Annotated in this window: 18 protein-coding genes; 14 read left to right on the forward strand and 4 right to left on the reverse strand. The window is 50.6% G+C overall.

Features of this window, described 5'->3' with window-relative positions; all coding sequences use genetic code 11:
- Nucleotides 1-18: 18 nt before the first annotated feature.
- The 4 genes from fcl to ACIFO6_RS01525 all read left to right on the forward strand — a co-directional run bounded on the left by fcl (nt 19) and on the right by ACIFO6_RS01525 (nt 4688).
- Nucleotides 19-957, forward strand: coding sequence for a GDP-L-fucose synthase (fcl, locus tag ACIFO6_RS01510; RefSeq protein ID WP_430037291.1), 939 nt, complete (start codon nt 19-21; stop codon nt 955-957).
- Nucleotides 958-977: 20 nt separating this feature from the next.
- A complete protein-coding gene (gene gmd, locus ACIFO6_RS01515) occupies nt 978-1967 on the forward strand; it encodes a GDP-mannose 4,6-dehydratase (RefSeq protein ID WP_430037293.1) in 990 nt (329 codons plus the stop codon).
- 122 nt (nt 1968-2089) lie between these two features.
- Entirely contained in the window at nt 2090-3433 is a 1344-nt protein-coding gene (locus tag ACIFO6_RS01520; RefSeq protein ID WP_430037296.1) for a flippase, read from the forward strand.
- A complete protein-coding gene (locus tag ACIFO6_RS01525) occupies nt 3420-4688 on the forward strand; it encodes a hypothetical protein (protein WP_430037299.1) in 1269 nt (422 codons plus the stop codon). The genes ACIFO6_RS01520 and ACIFO6_RS01525 overlap by 14 nt, the downstream gene beginning before the upstream one ends.
- Nucleotides 4689-4791: 103 nt before the next feature.
- On the opposite strand, the gene ACIFO6_RS01530 is transcribed toward ACIFO6_RS01525, so the two are convergent.
- Nucleotides 4792-4974, reverse strand: a complete 183-nt coding sequence (locus tag ACIFO6_RS01530; protein WP_430037302.1) for a hypothetical protein — start codon at nt 4972-4974, stop codon at nt 4792-4794.
- A gap of 247 nt (nt 4975-5221) precedes the next feature.
- Between ACIFO6_RS01530 and ACIFO6_RS01535 the strand changes: the two genes are divergently transcribed.
- The 8 genes from ACIFO6_RS01535 (at nt 5222) to ACIFO6_RS01570 (ending at nt 13353) form a co-directional block, all read left to right on the forward strand.
- The gene (locus ACIFO6_RS01535) at nt 5222-6460 is read left to right on the forward strand and encodes a glycosyltransferase family 4 protein (protein ID WP_430037305.1); all 1239 of its coding nucleotides are present in this window, start codon (nt 5222-5224) and stop codon (nt 6458-6460) included.
- Nucleotides 6461-6618: 158 nt separating this feature from the next.
- Nucleotides 6619-7824, forward strand: coding sequence for a glycosyltransferase family 4 protein (locus ACIFO6_RS01540; RefSeq protein ID WP_430037411.1), 1206 nt, complete (start codon nt 6619-6621; stop codon nt 7822-7824).
- Entirely contained in the window at nt 7802-8611 is an 810-nt protein-coding gene (locus ACIFO6_RS01545; protein WP_430037308.1) for a WecB/TagA/CpsF family glycosyltransferase, read from the forward strand. The genes ACIFO6_RS01540 and ACIFO6_RS01545 overlap by 23 nt, the downstream gene beginning before the upstream one ends.
- A 51-nt stretch (nt 8612-8662) precedes the next feature.
- Nucleotides 8663-10003 carry a UDP-glucose dehydrogenase family protein gene (locus tag ACIFO6_RS01550; protein WP_430037311.1) on the forward strand — a complete coding sequence of 447 codons (1341 nt, stop codon included), beginning with the start codon at nt 8663-8665 and terminating at the stop codon, nt 10001-10003.
- A 14-nt stretch (nt 10004-10017) separates the two neighbouring features.
- Nucleotides 10018-10995, forward strand: coding sequence for an LCP family protein (locus tag ACIFO6_RS01555; protein ID WP_430037314.1), 978 nt, complete (start codon nt 10018-10020; stop codon nt 10993-10995).
- Nucleotides 10996-11056: 61 nt separating this feature from the next.
- Complete coding sequence (locus ACIFO6_RS01560) at nt 11057-11548, forward strand: hypothetical protein (protein WP_430037317.1); 492 nt, start codon at nt 11057-11059, stop codon at nt 11546-11548.
- A 109-nt stretch (nt 11549-11657) separates the two neighbouring features.
- On the forward strand, nt 11658-12578 hold the full coding sequence (locus ACIFO6_RS01565; protein WP_430037320.1) for an ABC transporter ATP-binding protein: 921 nt from the start codon (nt 11658-11660) through the stop codon (nt 12576-12578).
- A complete protein-coding gene (locus tag ACIFO6_RS01570) occupies nt 12571-13353 on the forward strand; it encodes an ABC transporter permease (protein ID WP_430037323.1) in 783 nt (260 codons plus the stop codon). The genes ACIFO6_RS01565 and ACIFO6_RS01570 overlap by 8 nt, the downstream gene beginning before the upstream one ends.
- A gap of 255 nt (nt 13354-13608) precedes the next feature.
- Here ACIFO6_RS01570 and ACIFO6_RS01575 read toward each other — a convergent pair whose 3' ends face one another.
- Both ACIFO6_RS01575 and ACIFO6_RS01580 read right to left on the reverse strand, forming a co-directional pair.
- Nucleotides 13609-14025, reverse strand: coding sequence for a bactofilin family protein (locus tag ACIFO6_RS01575; RefSeq protein WP_430037326.1), 417 nt, complete (start codon nt 14023-14025; stop codon nt 13609-13611).
- A 19-nt stretch (nt 14026-14044) separates the two neighbouring features.
- The gene (locus ACIFO6_RS01580; protein WP_430037328.1) at nt 14045-15076 is read right to left on the reverse strand and encodes a M23 family metallopeptidase; all 1032 of its coding nucleotides are present in this window, start codon (nt 15074-15076) and stop codon (nt 14045-14047) included.
- Between the two features lie 127 nt (nt 15077-15203).
- On the opposite strand from ACIFO6_RS01580, the gene cls reads away from it, so the two are divergent.
- Entirely contained in the window at nt 15204-16634 is a 1431-nt protein-coding gene (gene cls / locus ACIFO6_RS01585) for a cardiolipin synthase (protein WP_430037330.1), read from the forward strand.
- Between the two features lie 196 nt (nt 16635-16830).
- Nucleotides 16831-17775 (forward strand): YitT family protein, encoded by a 945-nt coding sequence (locus tag ACIFO6_RS01590; protein ID WP_430037332.1) that lies wholly within the window; start codon nt 16831-16833, stop codon nt 17773-17775.
- A gap of 54 nt (nt 17776-17829) precedes the next feature.
- Here ACIFO6_RS01590 and ligD read toward each other — a convergent pair whose 3' ends face one another.
- Nucleotides 17830-18720, reverse strand: a complete 891-nt coding sequence (gene ligD / locus ACIFO6_RS01595) for a non-homologous end-joining DNA ligase (RefSeq protein WP_430037334.1) — start codon at nt 18718-18720, stop codon at nt 17830-17832.
- Nucleotides 18721-18939: the final 219 nt, after the last annotated feature.

Raw genomic sequence — 18939 nt, forward strand, 5'->3', positions numbered from 1 at the left:
GGAAGGGTAGGGGAAAGCATGGATCTTCATTCCAACATATATGTAGCAGGACACAACGGACTGGTGGGTTCCGCCATTGTTCGGGCGTTGAGCAAAGAAGGCTACCGTAACCTGATCACCCGCACAAGCAGCGAGCTGGATCTGCGCAACAAGGAGGCTGTAGACCGCTTTTTCGAAACTGAGTCGGTGGACTATGTATTTTTGGCAGCAGCCAAGGTTGGTGGGATTCTGGCGAACAACGATTACCCGGCCGATTTTATCCGTGACAACCTGCTCATCCAGACGAATGTGATAGACGCGGCATACCGGGCGAATATAAGCAAGCTGCTATTCCTTGGGTCCACCTGTATTTATCCCAAATTTGCCCCACAGCCATTGCGGGAGGAATATCTGCTTACAGGTGAGCTGGAGCCTACGAATGAAGCCTATGCTATCGCTAAAATCGCCGGGATTAAAATGTGCCAGTCCTACAACCGTCAATATGGAACCCGTTATATTTCGGTGATGCCTACGAATTTGTACGGTCCAGGCGATAATTTTGATCTCCAGACCTCTCATGTGCTGCCTGCGCTCATCCGCAAGTTTCACGAAGCCAAGCTGAATCAGTCCCCGACAGTCGAAGTATGGGGCTCCGGCACACCACGTCGTGAATTTCTTCATTCGGATGATTTGGCGGAAGCCTGTCTGTTCCTGATGAATAGCTATGAGGGAAATGAGATTGTGAACATCGGCGTTGGGGAGGATATTTCCATCCGGGAGCTGGCTGAACGGGTGAAGGAAGTCGTCGGTTATGAGGGGGAAATTACCTTTAATACGTCCGCTCCCGATGGCACACCGCGCAAGCTGGTGGATGTGTCCCGAATTTCCGGGCTGGGCTGGTCGGCGCGCATTTCACTGGAAGAGGGATTAACGTCTGTGTATCAGGCATTTCAAGGTCTGGATCTGGTTGAACAATAAAAAACGGTGGGGGAATAGGAATGAAAAAAGCGCTGATCACAGGGATTACTGGACAGGACGGATCTTATCTGGCCGAGTTGCTGCTGTCCAAAGATTATGAGGTGTACGGGGTACGCAGACGCACCAGTACGCCGAACTTTGAAAATGTGGCACATATCCAGAATGACATTCATTGGCTTTCCGGCGATATGACCGATCTGGCCTCGCTCATCGAAGCCGTGCGTCAGTCTGACCCGGATGAGGTCTATAACCTGGCTGCCCAATCCTTCGTCGCGGCCTCATGGCCGCAGCCCTTGGCTACTGGGCAGATTACAGCGCTATCCGTCACCAATATGCTGGAGGCGGTTCGGATTGCCAAGCCGAACACGCGCTTTTATCAGGCGTCGAGTAGTGAGATGTTCGGCAAGGTGTTGGAGACGCCACAGACAGAAACGACCCCATTTTACCCGCGCAGCCCTTACGGTGTCGCCAAAGTGTATGGTCATTGGATCACGGTGAACTACCGTGAGAGCTTTGATATGTTTGCATGCTCCGGCATTTTGTTCAATCATGAATCGCCCCGCCGTGGGCTGGAGTTTGTAACACGCAAAGTGACGGACGCTGTAGCCCGTATCAAGCTGGGTTTGCAGCAGGAGCTGCGCATGGGGAATCTGGATTCGCTGCGGGATTGGGGTTTTGCGGGGGATTACGTGAAGGCGATGTGGATGATGCTCCAGCAGGATCAACCGGATGATTACGTCATTTCTACGGGAGAAATGCATTCCGTCCGCGAACTGCTGCAAATCGCCTTTTCCCATGTAGGTCTGAACTATGAGGATTATGTCGTCATTGATCCTCAGTTCGTCCGTCCGGCAGAGGTGGATTTACTGCTCGGCGATTGCGCCAAGGCGAAGGAAAAGCTGGACTGGCAAGTAGAAGTAGGCTTCGAACAGCTCATTCATATGATGGTGGACACAGACTTGGAGCGGGTAAAAAGGCAGGCTGCGGTCGAAGCTTCCGTCGTCGTATAAGACATGGAGGGGCCACCCGCTTGCCGGGAGGTCTCTTCGCTGTACATTATTGTAGTCGCATCGGCAGAACAGCATGCTATGGAGCCGTGCGAAAGGTCATTTTTCAAGATGGAGTAGAGCTTATGACATTAGTCAAAAATCACGCCAAATCGCGCAGAAGTCTGCTGGTGAATACGTCTTGGCTATTCGGCGACAAAATGATCCGCATGGTGTTTGGTCTGGCGGTCAGCATTATCATGGCGAGAGTGCTCGGACCGGAGGAACTGGGGAAGTGGAATTATGCGGAATCTTTTTTCGGAATGTTTCTGATTTTCACGACGCTTGGCTTTGATTCCATATTGGTGCGCGATCTCGTCAAGGACCCCAAGGATGAGCAGGAGTTATTGGGTACGGCGATTCTGCTGAAGCTGGCGGGTACTTTGGTAGCCATTGTCTTGTCATGCTCCTTCATTTCGCTGCTTAGACCGGAGGATAGTTCCGTACGATTGATCAATCTGATCCTGGCAATGGCCTCAGTGTTTCAGTTGTTTGATATCATCGACTACTGGTTCCGGGCGCAAATGTTGTCCAAATACACCGTCATTGCCAAGAACACAGCCTTTGTCCTCAGCTCCACCATTAAAATCATTTTATTGCTGTCCGGTGTCCCCATCTGGGTGGTGGCGCTGTGCGCTCATGGCGAGTTTCTGCTCGGAAGTCTGATTCTGCTGTATTTCTTCCGTAAGGAAGGACGGCGTATGCACAAGTGGACGTTCAGCCTAACCACAGCACGACGAATCATGAATCACAGCTGGCCGCTTATTTTGTCATCCTCCGCTGTATATGTACAGGCACGGATTGATCAGGTCATTATCGGCGAGATGCTGGGGGATGCGGCGGTGGGGCAATATTCTGTTGCGCTCCGTCTTATTGAAGTGCTGGGCTTCATTCCGGTCGTTCTTACCACAGCATATGCCCCAGTGGTGACCCGTTCCAAGATGAAAGGGAGCGATGAATACAGACAGACGTTGTCCAACGTATATCGGCTAATGTTTATTTGCTTTCTGGTGACCTCAATACCGTTATTTTTTCTGTCCCAATGGGTGGTGGTCGTGCTGTATGGGCGGGAATTTACCGAGGCAGGCTCGTTGCTGTCGCTGTTTGCGATTCGTCTGTTTTTTACTAATTTCAGTGTTGCTAAAAGCTTGTTTATCACGAATGAAAATTTGTTTAAATATACGCTGTTGACCTCAATCGTAGGTGCAGTGACGAATGTGGCTTTAAATTATGCGCTTATCCCGTTATTTGGTGTTCGAGGCTCGCTGGTGGCGACCATCTTGTCTTTTACGATATCTGTATTTTTATTAGATTTGCTGTTTAAGGAAGTCAAAGCCAATTTGAGCTGGATGATGAAGTCGATCCTGACCTTCTGGCGTGTTCATATTACAGTACCGAAAGTTGGAGAGAACAATCATGATACCCATTAAACCGTTTGTTCAGCATGAGGGACAATGTCCGCATTGTGGAGGTAAGGTACGGGGCGGAGAGGTGCTGTGGCAGGGAATTCATGTATGTGTCAGCACTTGGTGTGAGGGCTGTGGACGTGAATATATCGAGGATATGCGGGTCGGGCATGCCACGTATTCACCCTATCGGGTAGAAATGCCTAACTATACACTAACCGGAGATGCGAAATCGATAAAATGGCTCGGAGAGCCCTTGCGGCAAGCGTTGCTCAGTCCTTCCTATGATTTGGCAGTTGGCATGACTGTGCATAAAATGAAACCCTTTAAGCGCATCATCATCGTCAATACGATTGATTATTTGTATGGTCACGCTTTGCTTAAGCTGCTGAATGTGCAGCGGGAATACAAACAATTGCCGGAGCTGGGCATCGTCGTTATTGTGCAAAAATCGCTGGAGTGGATGGTTCCCGCAGGTGTGGCTGAAATCTGGACAGTCGATGTGCCATTCAGCAAGGCCCGCAACTTTTATCCGGTGCTGCATCATCGAATGATAGAGGAACTGGTACGCTTTGATGAGGTCTATGTCAGTCCGGCGTATTCACACCCTAGTCAGTTCGATATTGAGCAGTTTACGGGTGTCCCGCGTTATGAGGATGGCCGTGAGTCGGAGCCGCGCATTACCTTCGTATGGAGGGAAGACCGCTTGTGGAGCGGCAGCCATCATATCGCACGAGCGGTACAGAAATTTCCGCAGCTCAAGCGTTGGCTTAAACCGCTGATTTATCATCAGCGTCGCAAAATCATCCGGTTGTTTCGCAGGTTGCAGGAATCCTTTCCGGATTACCGTTTTACGGTTGCCGGATTGGGTCGCACTGGGAGCTTCCCGGCATGGATTACGGACGAACGTGTCGCACGCTTCGACCGGGAAAGTGAGCTGCTGGTATGCGAGGTGTATGCAGCCAGCCGATTGGTGATCGGCATTCACGGCTCCAATATGCTGCTGCCCTCCGCACATGCCGGCATGACGATTGACTTGATGCCCAAGGATCGTTGGGGCAACTACGCGCAGGATATTTTATTTCACGAAACGGACCATCGGCTTACGGCTTATAAATACCGCTTTGTCCCGATGGAGTCGAGCGTGACCTTGGTGGCGGATATGGCGGCTGCCCAGCTTAAAGGAGCAGATCATTTTAATATGCAGATGATGGAAGAAAAGCAGAGGCAGGGGGAGCATTCGGTTTGGAGGGGGGAGGCCGCTTCGGGACGGATTTGATCCTCCGATCGCTGTTGACGCGGGATTCCCTGATTGAATAAGCCCCTATAGGGGGCGGAATCCCACGTCAAAGGCGAACGCTTCGCTTCTACAGATTCAAATCCTATCCTCCGCTACTTCCCGCCGCCGCCAAAAGGAATTTCCCCCAGCCCATAGGGTGGGGGAAGGTAGAGCCCGCCCGGCGATAGCTTCGCCTATCGCCGTGAACTTCTCTCGGACACGCATCCCAGCGTAGTCTACGGCTGCGTGCATCCGCCCGCGTAACCCGCGCAGCGGGGCACTTCATGCCCTGAGTTCTCTTTTTTAAAATTAGGGTGACTTTATGGAAACGGCGGTCAGCAGCGAAGCGGTCCATTTGAATCTGAAGAAGCGCTAGCGTTCGCCTTTGCCACTGAATTTTAACCTTATTAGGTTTTATATTAATCCAAAAATTCAGTGGCAACAGCGATCGGAAGATCAAATGGAACGCGCAGCGGTCTCTAAACCCTCCGCCCGCCATAACTCACCCAATATGAAATGGCAGGAGCCTAATGATGATTCAAAAAATATTGTATCTTCGCAATTTTGCTAGCAAGGTGAACGGGGACTCATACAATTTGCAGGAAGTCGGCTTGGGCAAGGCACTCGTTCGGAAAGGCTTCGATTGCGACATTGTCTACTACAACGACCACAAGGAAACCCATCTGGAGCAGGTATACCGTCACGAAGGCTGCACATTGCGCATCATCTGGCTCCACGGATTGAAGTTCCTGAGCAACAGCATCTACAGGGATGTCCTTGAGGATTCGTTTTTGGCTGCTTATGATTGGGTCATTTCCACAGAATACAACCAGATCATGACTTATCTGCTTTCTCGCAAATGTCCGGAAAAGCTGGTGCTGTATCACGGCCCGTACCGCGATGATACACACGCGCTGATCCGAAGATTGTACGATACCCTGCTACTGCCGAAGGTGACAAAGTCTCAACGCTGTACCTTTGTCAAATCCGATCTTGCCAAGCGCTATCTGGAGGATAAAGGCTTTCACAACGTCGTCACCCTTGGAGTCGGACTGGACCGCAGCAAGGTGGAGGGAACGTTCAACAATGACAACAGCGGCAACCGGGGCAACGACGCAAGCGAAGGCCGGGAGAAAAATCCTGAGGTCACGGATGAGCTGAGGCGGCTTGGGGGTCGTCCGGTGCTACTGTATGTCGGCGTGCTGGAGGAGCGGAGAAATATACGTTTTATGCTAGGCGTGTTCAAAAAGGTACTTCAAAAGCATCCCAGTTGCCTTTTGTTAATGGTCGGGGATGGACGTAAGGCGGATACGGATCGCTATTGGGCCTATGCCCGTGAGCTTGGGCTGACGGACAGTATTTTGCATTTTACAAGAGTGGAGCAGCGGCATCTATGGCAGGTTTACGGAGCAGCGGATGCGATGCTGTTTCCGACTCATTACGATATTTTCGGTATGGTGCTGCTGGAAAGTATGCTGTTTCGCGTCCCGATTATCTCTTCGGTAAATGGCGGCTCGGTTACCTTGATCGAGGACGGGGTGAACGGAGTGATCCTGAGCAGTTTTTCGGAGGAGGAATGGGTGAGTCGAGTCTCTGAATTGTTGGACAATGCTGAGCTGAGACAAAGTATGGCGGAGCAGGCGTTTCTTACAGTTGAGCGTATGTCGTGGGATCGTATTGCGGAGGAAATGCTAAGCCACTCACGGATACAACCGATGCAGCTCATGCACCACCCCATGCAATCTACGCAGGAACGAGGGACCGCCACGTGAGCAAACAGATCAACATACAGTCGGGGTCTCCAGTACATCTACAGGCTTCAAACCTAGATCATCATCATGTTCAAAAAGAGGCCCCTCAGTCCGACCTATCATCACCATCATCGGATACAGCAAGTCATGTCCATCGACGTGAATATAACCAAAAAACGGTGGGCAAGGTGCTGGTCATCCACAACTTTTATCAGCAAAGCGGGGGAGAAGACAAGGTTGTCGAGCAGGAATTGGCTATGCTGCACTCCAGAGGGATAGAGACAGAACACTATTATGTGCATAACGACAGTATCCAAAGCAAAGGGCTGGCTAACATGGCAAAGCTGGCGGTGGAGGCGGCTTGGTCCCTGCCGGAGTTCAAAAGAATCAAAAAGCTGCTTCTGCGGGTGAAGCCGGATGTGGTGCATGTGCATAACTTTTTTCCGGTTATTTCTCCTTCCGTCTATCATGCCTGTGAACGGCTGGGGATTCCGGTCGTCCAGACGCTGCATAACTACAGGCTGATTTGTCCGGCGGCGACCTTTATGCGAGGGAATGAGGTTTGTGAAAAATGCCTGCATGGCACCTTGCTGCATTCCATTCGCCACGGGTGTTACCGGGGCTCACCGCTACAGACGATTCCAGTGGCGGCGATGATCAAGTTTAACGATCTGATCGGCACATGGCAGCACAAAGTAAGTCGCTATATTGCGCTAACCGAGTTTGCGCGGGAGAAATTTGCTGAAAGTGGCATTCCACCGGATCGTATCTCAGTGAAGCCAAATTTCATCCAACGTAAAGAGGTGAAAGCCGTGTATGACCCGGATGATCGTTACTTGCTGTTTGTGGGGCGGATCTCGGCTGAAAAAGGGGTGCGTAATCTGCTGAAAGCCTGGACACAGGTGGAAGATCGGGGCGACTTGAGACTGGTCATCATCGGGGATGGCCCGGAAAAGGCTGAACTGGCTGCCGCGTATCCGCAGGAGGACATCCGTTTTCTCGGCAAGCAGGATGGAGACACGGTGCTGGATTGCATGAGCCGGGCCATGTATGTCATGGTTCCTTCCATTTGGTATGAAGGCTTTCCCATGACCATCGTAGAGTCCTATTCCGTGGGAACCCCGGTGTTGTGCAGTCGGCTCGGGGCGCTGGAGGAAGTGGTGGAGGATGGAGTAACCGGGTTCCATTTTCAACAGGATGATATGGAACATATCAGTGCCGTAATCCGTCGTGCGACAGCCTATGAAAAATATCCAGCTATGAGACAGAAGGTATCGGAAATATATGCTGCACGCTACACGGAAGAAGTGAATTACGAGCAGCTGATGGCCATATACAGCGAGGCGATAGAGGAGCGTGATTATGAAGCAGCTGCCCCAGTATAGAGTCGGAAGGATTGCAGACGCAGATATTGCGGCGCTTACGTTTCAGGAAACCGTACACACGGTGGAGCAATGGGCAGTCGGACGCAAGGACAGCTATGTATGTATCTGCAACACGCATTCTATTGTTACAGCCGGAAATCAATCCGAGTTCCATGAAGCACTTGCGCGTGCAGATTTGTGTACCCCGGATGGTATGCCGCTGGTATGGGCGCTCAAGCTGTATGGATTTGAGCATCAGGACCGGGTGGACGGCCCCAGTCTGATGCTCAAGCTGTGCGAACGCGCGCCGCAGACAGGATTAAGTATCTATTTTTACGGCAGCACGCCGGATGCGCTGGACAGCCTGAAGGAAAGAATGAAGCAGGACTACCCAGGAATCCGAATTGCAGGTGGGTTTTCACCGCCATTTCGGGAGCTTCGGCCCGCTGAGGAGGAGCAGATTGTTCATGACATCAATGCGTCAGGCGCGCATATCATCTTTGTCAGCTTGGGCTGCCCGAAGCAGGAAATATGGATGTATCGTAACAAAGACCGCATCCGTGGCGTGATGATTGGTGTAGGAGCGGCCTTTGATTATATCACCGGAAAGGTTCGCAGACCGCCGCTAATGATACAAAGGCTGGGGCTGGAATGGCTGTACCGCCTGATTAGTGAGCCAAAACGGTTATGGAAGAGATACGCCTATAACAATCCGGTGTATGTATACCGATTTCTCAAATCCTATCGGCGGAACAAACGGCTTACGCTCCATCATAATCGGCATGCAGGGAGAGGCATAGAGAAGTGAAGCTGGTAAAAGCGTAATTCAGCGAGACAGTATGTAAAAGGGGGAGCCGCTTTGAAGCTATGTGTAATTGGTGCAGGGTATGTTGGACTGGTATCGGGAGTCTGTTTTGCCGCGCTCGGGAATACGGTCGTCTGTGTTGACCAGAATGAGGACAAAATTAGCCAGCTTCATGAAGGAAAAGTACCGATTTATGAGCCGGGCTTAAAAGGCTTGATCCAGGATAATGTCGAGCAAGGTCGGCTGACCTTTACAACAGATACTGCATCTGCGGTAGAGGGAGCGGAAATTGTTATTTTGGCGGTCGGAACGCCTTCGTTACCGGGCGGGGAAGCGAACCTGTCCTATATTGAGGGAGCCGCACGCGAGGTGGCAGACGCCATGAACGGCTACAAAGTGATTGTCACCAAAAGCACGGTGCCTGTCGGGACCAATGATCGTATTCACAGCCTGATCGCGAGCCGCACAAGCTACTCTTTTGGCGTGGCTTCGGTTCCTGAATTTTTACGTGAAGGCTCGGCGGTAGCAGATACGCTCCAGCCGGACCGTATCGTGATCGGGGCATCCGACCCTCATGTCGCCGCTGTGCTATGTAAGCTGCATGAGCCGCTGACGACAAATATTTTGACCACAGATATCCGTTCAGCGGAGATGATCAAGTACGCGTCGAACGCTTTTTTGGCGACTAAAATTTCGTTTATTAATGAGATTGCAAATATCTGTGAAAAAGTGGGTGCAGACGTTACGCGCGTGGCACACGGCATGGGGCTGGATCAGCGGATCGGTTCTTCTTTTTTGTCCGCAGGCATCGGCTATGGCGGATCTTGTTTTCCTAAGGATACACAGGCGCTAATCCAGATTGCGGGCAATGTGGATTATGAATTCAAGCTGCTGAAATCGGTGGTGGAAGTGAATCAGGGGCAGCGCTTTAATGTGCTACGCAAGCTGGAAGAAGCGCTGGGTGATCTGGAAGGAGCCACGATAGGCATATGGGGGCTGGCGTTCAAGCCAAATACAGATGATGTAAGAGATGCTCCAGCGCTGGATATTATGCAGTCGCTTCTGGAAGCGGGGGCGCAAATACGTGCATATGACCCAGTCGCCACCGCCAACTTCCGCAGAATGCTGGACAGCTCGGAAATAACGTGGGCGGATAGCGCACGAGAAGCGGCAGAAGGATGCGACGCGCTGTGTCTGCTGACAGAGTGGGAGGAATTTGGTGAGGTGGGGCTAGATGAGCTAAACGAGCTTATGAAGTATCCCATTATGATCGACGGACGCAATGTGTACCGTGAGGAGCAGATCAGACAGTCCGCCTTTGCATACTATTCTGTCGGCAGGCCGCAGATGAACAATATGGATATGGTTCGTCAACGGTCTGTAATGAACCCGTAAAGGGGAGGCTCTGTATGAAACGATGGCTGAAAATGACATTAGGGGCCGCTGCATTATTGATGGTAGGTGCTGGTGCTTACACCGCTTATGTATATCATTCGGTTCAAACGGCGGCAAATGCCATGTACCATCCACGCAGTATCGTGCAGCCCGCCGCGATTTCTACCCTTGCAACAGGCGGAGCGGGACGCCCGGCAGTTATAGGCAACGGTTCGGGTATGCCCAATCCGGCGGCCATATCCCAATTCAAGCCGTTCACCGTGCTTGTGTTGGGGGTGGACCAGCGTCCCCATGATCGAGGGCGTTCGGATACGATGATCGTCCTGTCCGCTAATCCCGCCGAAGGCTCTGTATTGATGTTCAACATTCCGCGCGATACGCGAACGGAGCTGATCGGCAGGGGACGTGAGGACAAAATCAATCATACCTTTGCCTTTGGCGGGGTGGACATGTCGATTCGTTCGGTAGAGCATTTCTTGAATCATCCGATGGATTACTATGTGCAAATGAACATGGAAGGGTTTGCGAAAATGGTAGATCTTTTGGGGGGAGTCGCGGTTAACAATCCGCTCGATCTTCAATATGAAGGACATCATTTTACACAGGGCAGCTTGAAGCTGAACGGGACTGAGGCGTTGGCCAATGCCCGGATGCGTTTTGATGATCCGCGCGGGGACCTCGGAAGAAATGCCCGTCAGCGGGAGCTGCTCAAGCAAATTGTCGCACAGGGGATCAGCAAGGAAGGACTGTTAAAGGTAAAACCGATATTGCAGGCAGCGGGGGAGCAGATCCGCACGGATATGACCTTTGACGATATGACGACCTTTCTGACCCGGATCGGCCCGTCTCTACGGCAGACGGATATGGTTGAGTTGAGGGGCCATGGAACCAAAATTAACGGAGTGTATTATTACATCGTGGATGATCAGGAACGCCAGCGTATCCGTGGACTGATGGAGAAGCATTTGCTCACCACAGCCATATCACCTTAGGCTTGTCCCACATACATCTGTAGTATCCAGTAGAAGGTGCAACTGAGGGGAGGAGCGATTTGTGCTGTTCAGAAGAAGAGCGGCTTCCGCGTTCGTCCGCAAGCTGCTGTATTTTGCATTGATATGTGGGCTGTTATGGTTGCTGTGGCTGGGTCTGCGTGGGGTGACGTCTACGGGTGAGGGCGATCAGGCGGTTGAAGCGCTGAATGAGTTCTATACGATGGAGCAGTCAGGTAATTTTGGAGGCTCCTGGGAGCTTTTTCATTCGCAAATGAAGAAGAAATTCGAAAAATCCACGTATGTGCAGCAGCGTGCGCATGTGTTTATGCAGGATATGGGGACAGATACATTCACATTCGAGCTGGGAGAGCCGCAGGCTGAATATGATATTCGCACAGAGCAGAGTGGAGACGAGCTGGGGAAGGTTTACCGTATTACGGTTACCCAGCATTATAAGACCCGGTTTGGTCATTTTGATATCGTACAGCCTTGTTATGTGACGCAGGAAAGTGAAGAGTGGCGGGTGCTCTGGATATACAAGGATAAGGAATAGATAGGACGCGGTGTTTCTAACAGGTTAAATATGGTACAATACTTCCAAAACCGGAAATGAACAGAAAAATAGAATAGAGCTTCACTCCGGATGGAAGGAGTTTCATAGCATGCAGCAAGCGACAGGACAGCTTCCCGTCATACGTATGGAGGGTGTGAGTAAAATCATTTCCTCAAAAGCGATTGTGGATGATCTGACGCTGGAGGTTCCAGCGGGGCAGGTATTTGGATTCCTCGGACCGAACGGTGCGGGAAAAACAACCACCATCCGTATGATAGTTGGCCTAATTTCGATCAGCAAGGGCGATATCCATATTTGTGGAGACAGCATCAAAACCGATTTTGAAAAGGCGGTTTCCCACGTCGGTGCGATTGTGGAGAACCCGGAAATGTACAAGTTTCTGACCGGCTATCAAAATTTGCAGCATTTTGCGAGAATGTCACCGGGGGTGACGAAGGAGCGCATAGATGAAGCGATACGCCTGGTAGGACTCGGAAACCGGATTCACGATAAAGTCAAAACCTACTCGCTCGGAATGCGGCAGAGACTCGGGGTAGCACAGGCGATCTTGCATCGGCCGAAGCTGCTCGTGCTGGACGAGCCGACCAACGGTCTGGATCCGCAGGGTATCCGCGAACTGCGGGATTATTTGCGACAGTTGAGCCGGAGCGAGGGAATTACAGTATTCGTATCGAGTCATTTGTTGTCTGAAATGGAGCTGATGTGCGACCGTGTCGCCATTATCCAAAGCGGACGGCTGATTGACATCAAGCAGCTGAAGAGCACAGGTGAAGAAGCCCAGACGGCGGAAATTGCTTTTGAAGTGAATGATGCCCAGCAAGCCTATGCGCTTGCCGGTGCAGGGCGCGTCGAAGGCAACCAACTGCTGCTGCATCTGGAGCGAGAGCAAATAGCAGAGATGAACAGCCTTCTGGCTGCAAACGGAGTCAAGGTATATGCGATTCGCCCGGTGGCCCGTACGTTGGAAGATCAATTCTTGGAAGTGACGGGAGGCGGGTTCATTGACTGACTTCTTCAAGCTGGTACATAACGAAAATCTTAAAATTTATTTGCGCGTACGGACGTGGATTATGCTAGGAATGCTGGCGGTCATTACGGCTGTGATTCCGATGCTGATTGCTCTGGTTTCCGATCAGGTCAGCGTGTGGGATGGTATCGTGTTGACAGTGATGTTTACATTTTTTCTCAACACGACGTTTACGGTCATTGTAGCGGCTGATTCAGTGGCGGGTGAATTTACATGGGGAACGATTAAGCTTTTGCTTATCCGACCTTGGACTCGTAGCAAAATTCTGTTGTCCAAATATATATCGGTCATTCTGTTCAGTCTGCTCGGAACGTTCATTTTAGTTGCGATGGTTACGCTGTCCTCTTGGTTGATGTTATCCAAAGCTGCGCCAGCTGGTTCGATTCCACCGTTCAGTGATCCGATATCTTATGTAACGCTGAATTTCTTGTACAGTTATATTGCTTTATTCGTGACCATGGCCTTTGCTTTTATGCTGTCCGCTGTTTTTCGTTCCAGCGCCTTGGCGATCGGCCTGTCTCTGTTCATGATGTTCACCAAAACAATCTATAATTCCATCGGTTTGTTTAGTACAGATCGTTATGAATGGACCAAATACGTGCTGTTTACGCATATGGACCTGAAAAAATATCTCGATATGCCGCCGGGTACAGTAAGCTCCGATTTGACCTTTTCGCTCACCGTGTTGGCCATCTATTATGTAGTTTTTATCGCGATTGCCTGGGTGGTTTTTGTAAAACGTGATGTTTCAACCTAAACCCAAGCATTCTGCTTTGATCTGATTTTTATAACATGAGGATTTTACAATATACTAAAAGCAACAAAGAGGACGTGTTAAATGGCTACCCATTTGCACGTCCTTTTTGCGCTGTTGGGCGCTGTAACTATACAATGACCACGACAGATTCTGCGTGCCGGGGTATATTGCAGCCTGTTTTCAGCAAAAATCAATCAATAGGGACCGTTTGCGTTTAAAGAGGTAGATAGCAGTGATAGGATGGAGTAAATGGAATTATCCCGTCTCTGATTGTGTTTTAAGATCAGAAACGTCAGTTGATGCAGACGATTCCGCGTCTTTCGTGCGGATCATCTGACTCGTACCGTCCAGTAAGCCGCCTTCGGAGATGACCAGCGCGGCGGCGACTACTTTGCCGTACAGTTCGCCCGTAGGCGTGATCGTCAGCCGTCCCTCTGTGGTGATGCTGCCGAATACCTTGCCGGCCAGGATGACGTCTTGTGCGATGATATCCGAACGCACAACAGCAGATTCCCCGATCACGACGGCGCGAGTACTGCGGATATCGCCCTGAAAATGGCCATCAATCCGAATATTGGCCTCAGCCTCAATTGTACCTTCAAAGCTGGTGCCGTTAGCCAACAGCGTATCGGTCGTAGGAGCGGCCAGCTTTTTTTTGGAGTCCTTGAACATGTTGTTTTCCTCCAATCCTTTATTGTACATACAGTAATGGATCGACAGGCTGACTATGCTTGACAATTTGAAAATGAAGATGAGGCCCCGTGCTTCTTCCCGTACTTCCCAGAAGGCCGATGGTCTGTCCTTTACGGACTCGTTCCCCCGGAGTCACCTGCATACCGCTCAGGTGCATATACCAGGACTGGAATCCATCAGGATGCTGGATGATAATACACTTGCCCCGTGCCCCGCTGGAGGCAGCCTCCAGCACGGTGCCCGCTCCTGCCGCATAAACGGAATCACCCGTTTGTCCGGCAATATCCATGCCCGAATGGAAAGCCGATTTGCCCGTAAACGGATCACTGCGATAGCCGAAGCTGGAGGTCAACTGACGTGAGCTGACAGGCCACGCTGAAGGCTTGCCTTGCTCGGCAAGTGCCAGTCTGCGGGTCTGGAGCAACTGTGCGGCTTGCTTCTGCTCAAGGTTCTGCTGTATGGCGTTCGCCTGCTGAATAGAGCGGGGAACCGTGCGCTCTACCGTGTCCAGCAGGGATTCGATTTCCTGAAAATCATCCATGGCTTGACGAGTAAGCATGGCTGTATTTTCATGTACTGTAATCAATTCGCCCCCGGTATAGCCAGAGGCATCCCAGGAGAGTGGGGTCACGGCTGCTTTGCTGCTACTGGTGGCAGAGGATTTTCCGTATTTACGGATAAATTGTTGCATTTGCTGCTCCAGCTCCGTTACACGCTGGAGGCGTTCGCGAATACTGGTGGCCTGATTCGTCAGCTCCATGACTTCGCGGCGCAGTCGCCCGATTGCCGCATCCTTGTCTGCTACCGTAACCTCCATCTGCAAGCTCTGGACAGCAAGATTCGTTTCCATTTGGGAGATCATATGGGAAGAACGGATTTGCAGCCCGATCACGAGTGTAGAGATGGACGCGATCACAAGGGTCGGGACGAGAATGACAGCGGCTGTAGAACATTGTAGCTGCTTGGGCGGTTGCTGTGCATCTCGAATGACGAGCAAGGTCATCCGGCGATTTAGGCTTCCTTTTTTCATAATCGCTCCTTTCTGGACATCGCTCCTATCCTATAGTGCTTGGTTACTATCTATTCAGATTTAGGGGCAAACATGTCAAAAATATTGGAGCTTGGTATAAAACGTAGATGTATAAGGAGGCTTAAACATGCTGTGGTTGCTGTTGGTTTTAATTGTTTTTATTTTTCAGACCGGGACGATCCTGCTCTTTGAATTTCGCAAGCCGTCCAAGGCGGTAGCCTGGCTATTTATTTTGTTCTGCTTCCCGCTGATCGGCTTTGTCGTGTACTACTTTGTTGCTCAGGATTATAAGAAGCGCAAAATGGTGCGAAAAGGGGGATCACAGCTGTTTCGTGAATTCCGCGAGCGCCTATGGTCGCAATCGAGGGTGATTGAGAATGTGGAACAAATGCATAATCCTCATTTCAAGCAACAAGAGCGTCTCTTTAACCAGCTCATCCGTATGTCGGAAAATCCGTTGACCGGTTGCAATCGCACACGCGTGCTAACGAATGGGGAGGAAACCTTCGAGGCGATGCTGACAGCGCTGGAACGGGCGCAGCATCATATCCATGTAGAGTTTTACATATTCCGGGCGGACGACATCGGTACCCGGCTTCAGGAGGTCATGATCCGCAAGGCGCGCGAGGGTGTGAAGGTTCGATTCGTGTTGGACGGCGTGGGGAGCTACAATCTGCCCTATTCTTTTATTCGTGCCTGTAGTGAGGCAGGTGTAGAGTTTCATTATTTTCTGCCCCCGTTTTTCGCGACGCTGGATCGCCGGATTAACTACCGTAACCACCGTAAAATCGTAGTGGTGGACGGACTGCTCGGGTTTGTTGGAGGAATCAATGTGGGCGACGATTATCTCGGCAAATACCCCAAGGTGGGATTTTGGCGGGATACGCATTTGCAGATTGAGGGAGATAGCGTCTATTTTCTGCAAAATGCTTTTTTGAGCGACTGGAAGCTGGCCTCTGGGGAACGGCTGATGGATGAGAATTTATTTCCACCGCATTCCTGTGAAGGGGATGAGGAAGTACAGATTTTGAGCAGCGGTCCCGATCAGGTATGGGATACGATTCAGGAAATGTGCTTTGGTGCGCTGGCGGTTGCCAAGAAGCGGATTTGGATAACCACACCGTATTTTATTCCCGATTTGGGGATTTATGAAGCGCTTAAGCTGGCGGCGGTCAGCGGCGTAGATGTGCGAATTATTATTCCATACAAATCGGATTCTAAGCTGGTACATCTGGCGTCCCTGTCCTATGTGCAAGAGCTGCTGGAGGCGGGTGTGGAGTTCTATCAATACCGTAAAGGATTTATTCACGCTAAAGTCATCATTGTGGATGATTTACTCGGCTCGGTCGGGACCGCCAATATGGACATGCGCAGCTTTTTCTATAATTTTGAGTTGACCGCTGTACTCTTTGCACGGTCAGCGCTGGAACACCTTTCAGCCGATTTTGAAGAGGACCTGTCCAACTCCTCGCACATTGATTTAAAGGTGTTCTGCAGACGGCCACGATCACAGAAAACAGCTGAAATTCTGGCTCGTATGCTCTCTCCGCTCCTTTAAAGGCGGTTTTCGCCGTTTTTATCAATATAATCCCGCTTTATTGAGATTTATGTGCTTTTTGCTAACTTTTTTGCGCAAAATCACAGTTTTATGGTATAGTATTCATATAACACAAGCGCGGTAAAGAAGAAGGGACTGCGGATCGCAGCCCCTTTTTCGGTCCAATAATACCATACTGTACCGGGGGGATTTATATATGAGTGTAGTAAGCAAGGAAGTCCACAATCTGTCTGAGATCACAGATGTGACCGGAGAGTTGACCAAGATCAGCAAAATTCCAGCCAATCCTAAAAACAAAGCAAAACGCCTGTTTCAGCGTGCGGCCATGATTATTTTCGGTGCGGCGCTTATGGCAGTGGGCCTCGAAATATTCCTGGTTCCTAACGGCGTTATCGACGGTGGGGTCACAGGTATTTCCATTATGGCCTCCAAGATTACTGGCTACCCGCTCGGCATTTTCCTGACCCTGTTGAACCTTCCCTTTTTGGTTATCGGTTACAAGCAAATCGGTAAAACCTTCGCTTTATCCACATTATTCGGCATTATCGTGATGTCCATCGGAACCACGTTACTTCACAGTGTGAATGCGTTGACCCCTGGCGAACCGCTGCTCGGCGCGATCTTTGGCGGTGTCATTCTCGGCGTTGGGGTAGGTCTCGTCATCCGGTCCGGCGGCTCGCTGGATGGAACAGAGATCGTAGCTATTCTCGTCAGTGAAAAAACTCCTTTTTCGGTCGGTGAGATCGTACTTTTTGTTAACATCTTCATTCTGGGCAGCGCAGGCTTTGTATTCGGTTGGCCGAATGCCCTGTATTCCATGATTGCTTATTATATTGCGATGAAAATGATTGATATTACCATCGAAGGTCTGGATCAGTCCAAATCGGTCTGGATTATTAGTGAAAAATACCGCGACATCGGGGATGCCCTGACGGACCGTCTTGGACGGGGCGTAACCTATCTGGAAGGTGAGGGCGGCTTTACAGGCGAAAGCAAGAAGGTCATTTTCGTCGTCATCACCCGTCTGGAAGAAGCGAAGCTGAAGAACATCGTTGAGGATTGGGACCCGCAAGCCTTTGTGGCAATTGGTAACATTCATGATGTGAAGGGCGGACGCTTTAAGAAAAAAGGAATACACTAGCGCAAGGGGACGATTCCTCGGCCGATTTTACGGCTGTGGAGTTCGTCCCCTTTTTTATTTGGCGCGCATATGCTTGAGAACATCCTCAATGGGCTGTGGAGGGACCATGGCGATCAAGTCGCCCATCTGATTTAGCCGTTCCTCAATATTCAGCAAATGATAGTTAAGCGGTGATACATCTTCTCGTACCTCGTTCCATGTCAGTGGGGTGGATACCGTAGCGCCGGGGCGTGCCCGCGGGGTATAGGGAGCGGCCAGGGTTTTTCCTTGATAATGCTGCAAATAATCAAAATAGATAGCGGTTCCCCGATCCTTTTTTAACCGTTCCAGTGTGAACAGGTGAGGGTGCTTTTCGGTCACGAACTTTCCCACCAGCAGACCGATGCTGCGAAGCTCGTCGAAGGTGATGCCTGTGCGGATCGGGACGATAATTTGTACACCCGTGGCCCCGGACGTTTTGGGTACAGATTCCAAACCAAGCGAAGACAGCACTTCACCGACGATGGATGCCGCCTCCATAATGCGTGGGTCCACTTCTCTAGAAGGATCAAGGTCAATCATCCATTCACACGGTAGCGTGCTGCCCGCTTGATGCAGGGATGGGTGAAACTCCAGCGCCGCCTGATTGCCGAGCCATAGCAGTTGCGGTAGCGCACCAAGCACCATATATTCAATGCCGTCATGCTGGAAGGTTTCGATGTAGTCCGGCCGAGGCTGCGGGGCATTTTTCTGGTAAAAAAAATCCCCGTGAATGCCGTGCGGCCAACGGATGACGGTCAGCAAACGGTTGTGGCTATATTTGAGCAGAAATGGGGCCAGCACCGCAAGCTTGCGAAGATACAGCGCTTTGGTGATACCAGCTTCGGGCCACAGCGGTTTATCCGGATTGGTGATAGGAATTTCCAGACCTTCGATGGTAATGATGCCTTTAACAGCTTGTCCCATAGTGTTACGCTCCTTCTTTTAACCTCTTATAAGCTGAACTCGAAAAAATGCACTTGGAAACGGAGTAGACGGAATGGTGCACCTGTAGATGTAGTTATGGATTAACATGAGCGTCATGTGCAGAAATTATCCGTCTTAGGGATTGACAAGATACAATATGTATCATAAATTTATAATAAAATACGTAATGTATCTATTAAATGTATTGAGCAGAGATAG

This window comes from Paenibacillus sp. NRS-1781, assembly GCF_050467745.1.
GTDB classification, from domain to species: Bacteria; Bacillota; Bacilli; order Paenibacillales; family Paenibacillaceae; genus Paenibacillus; species Paenibacillus terrae_A.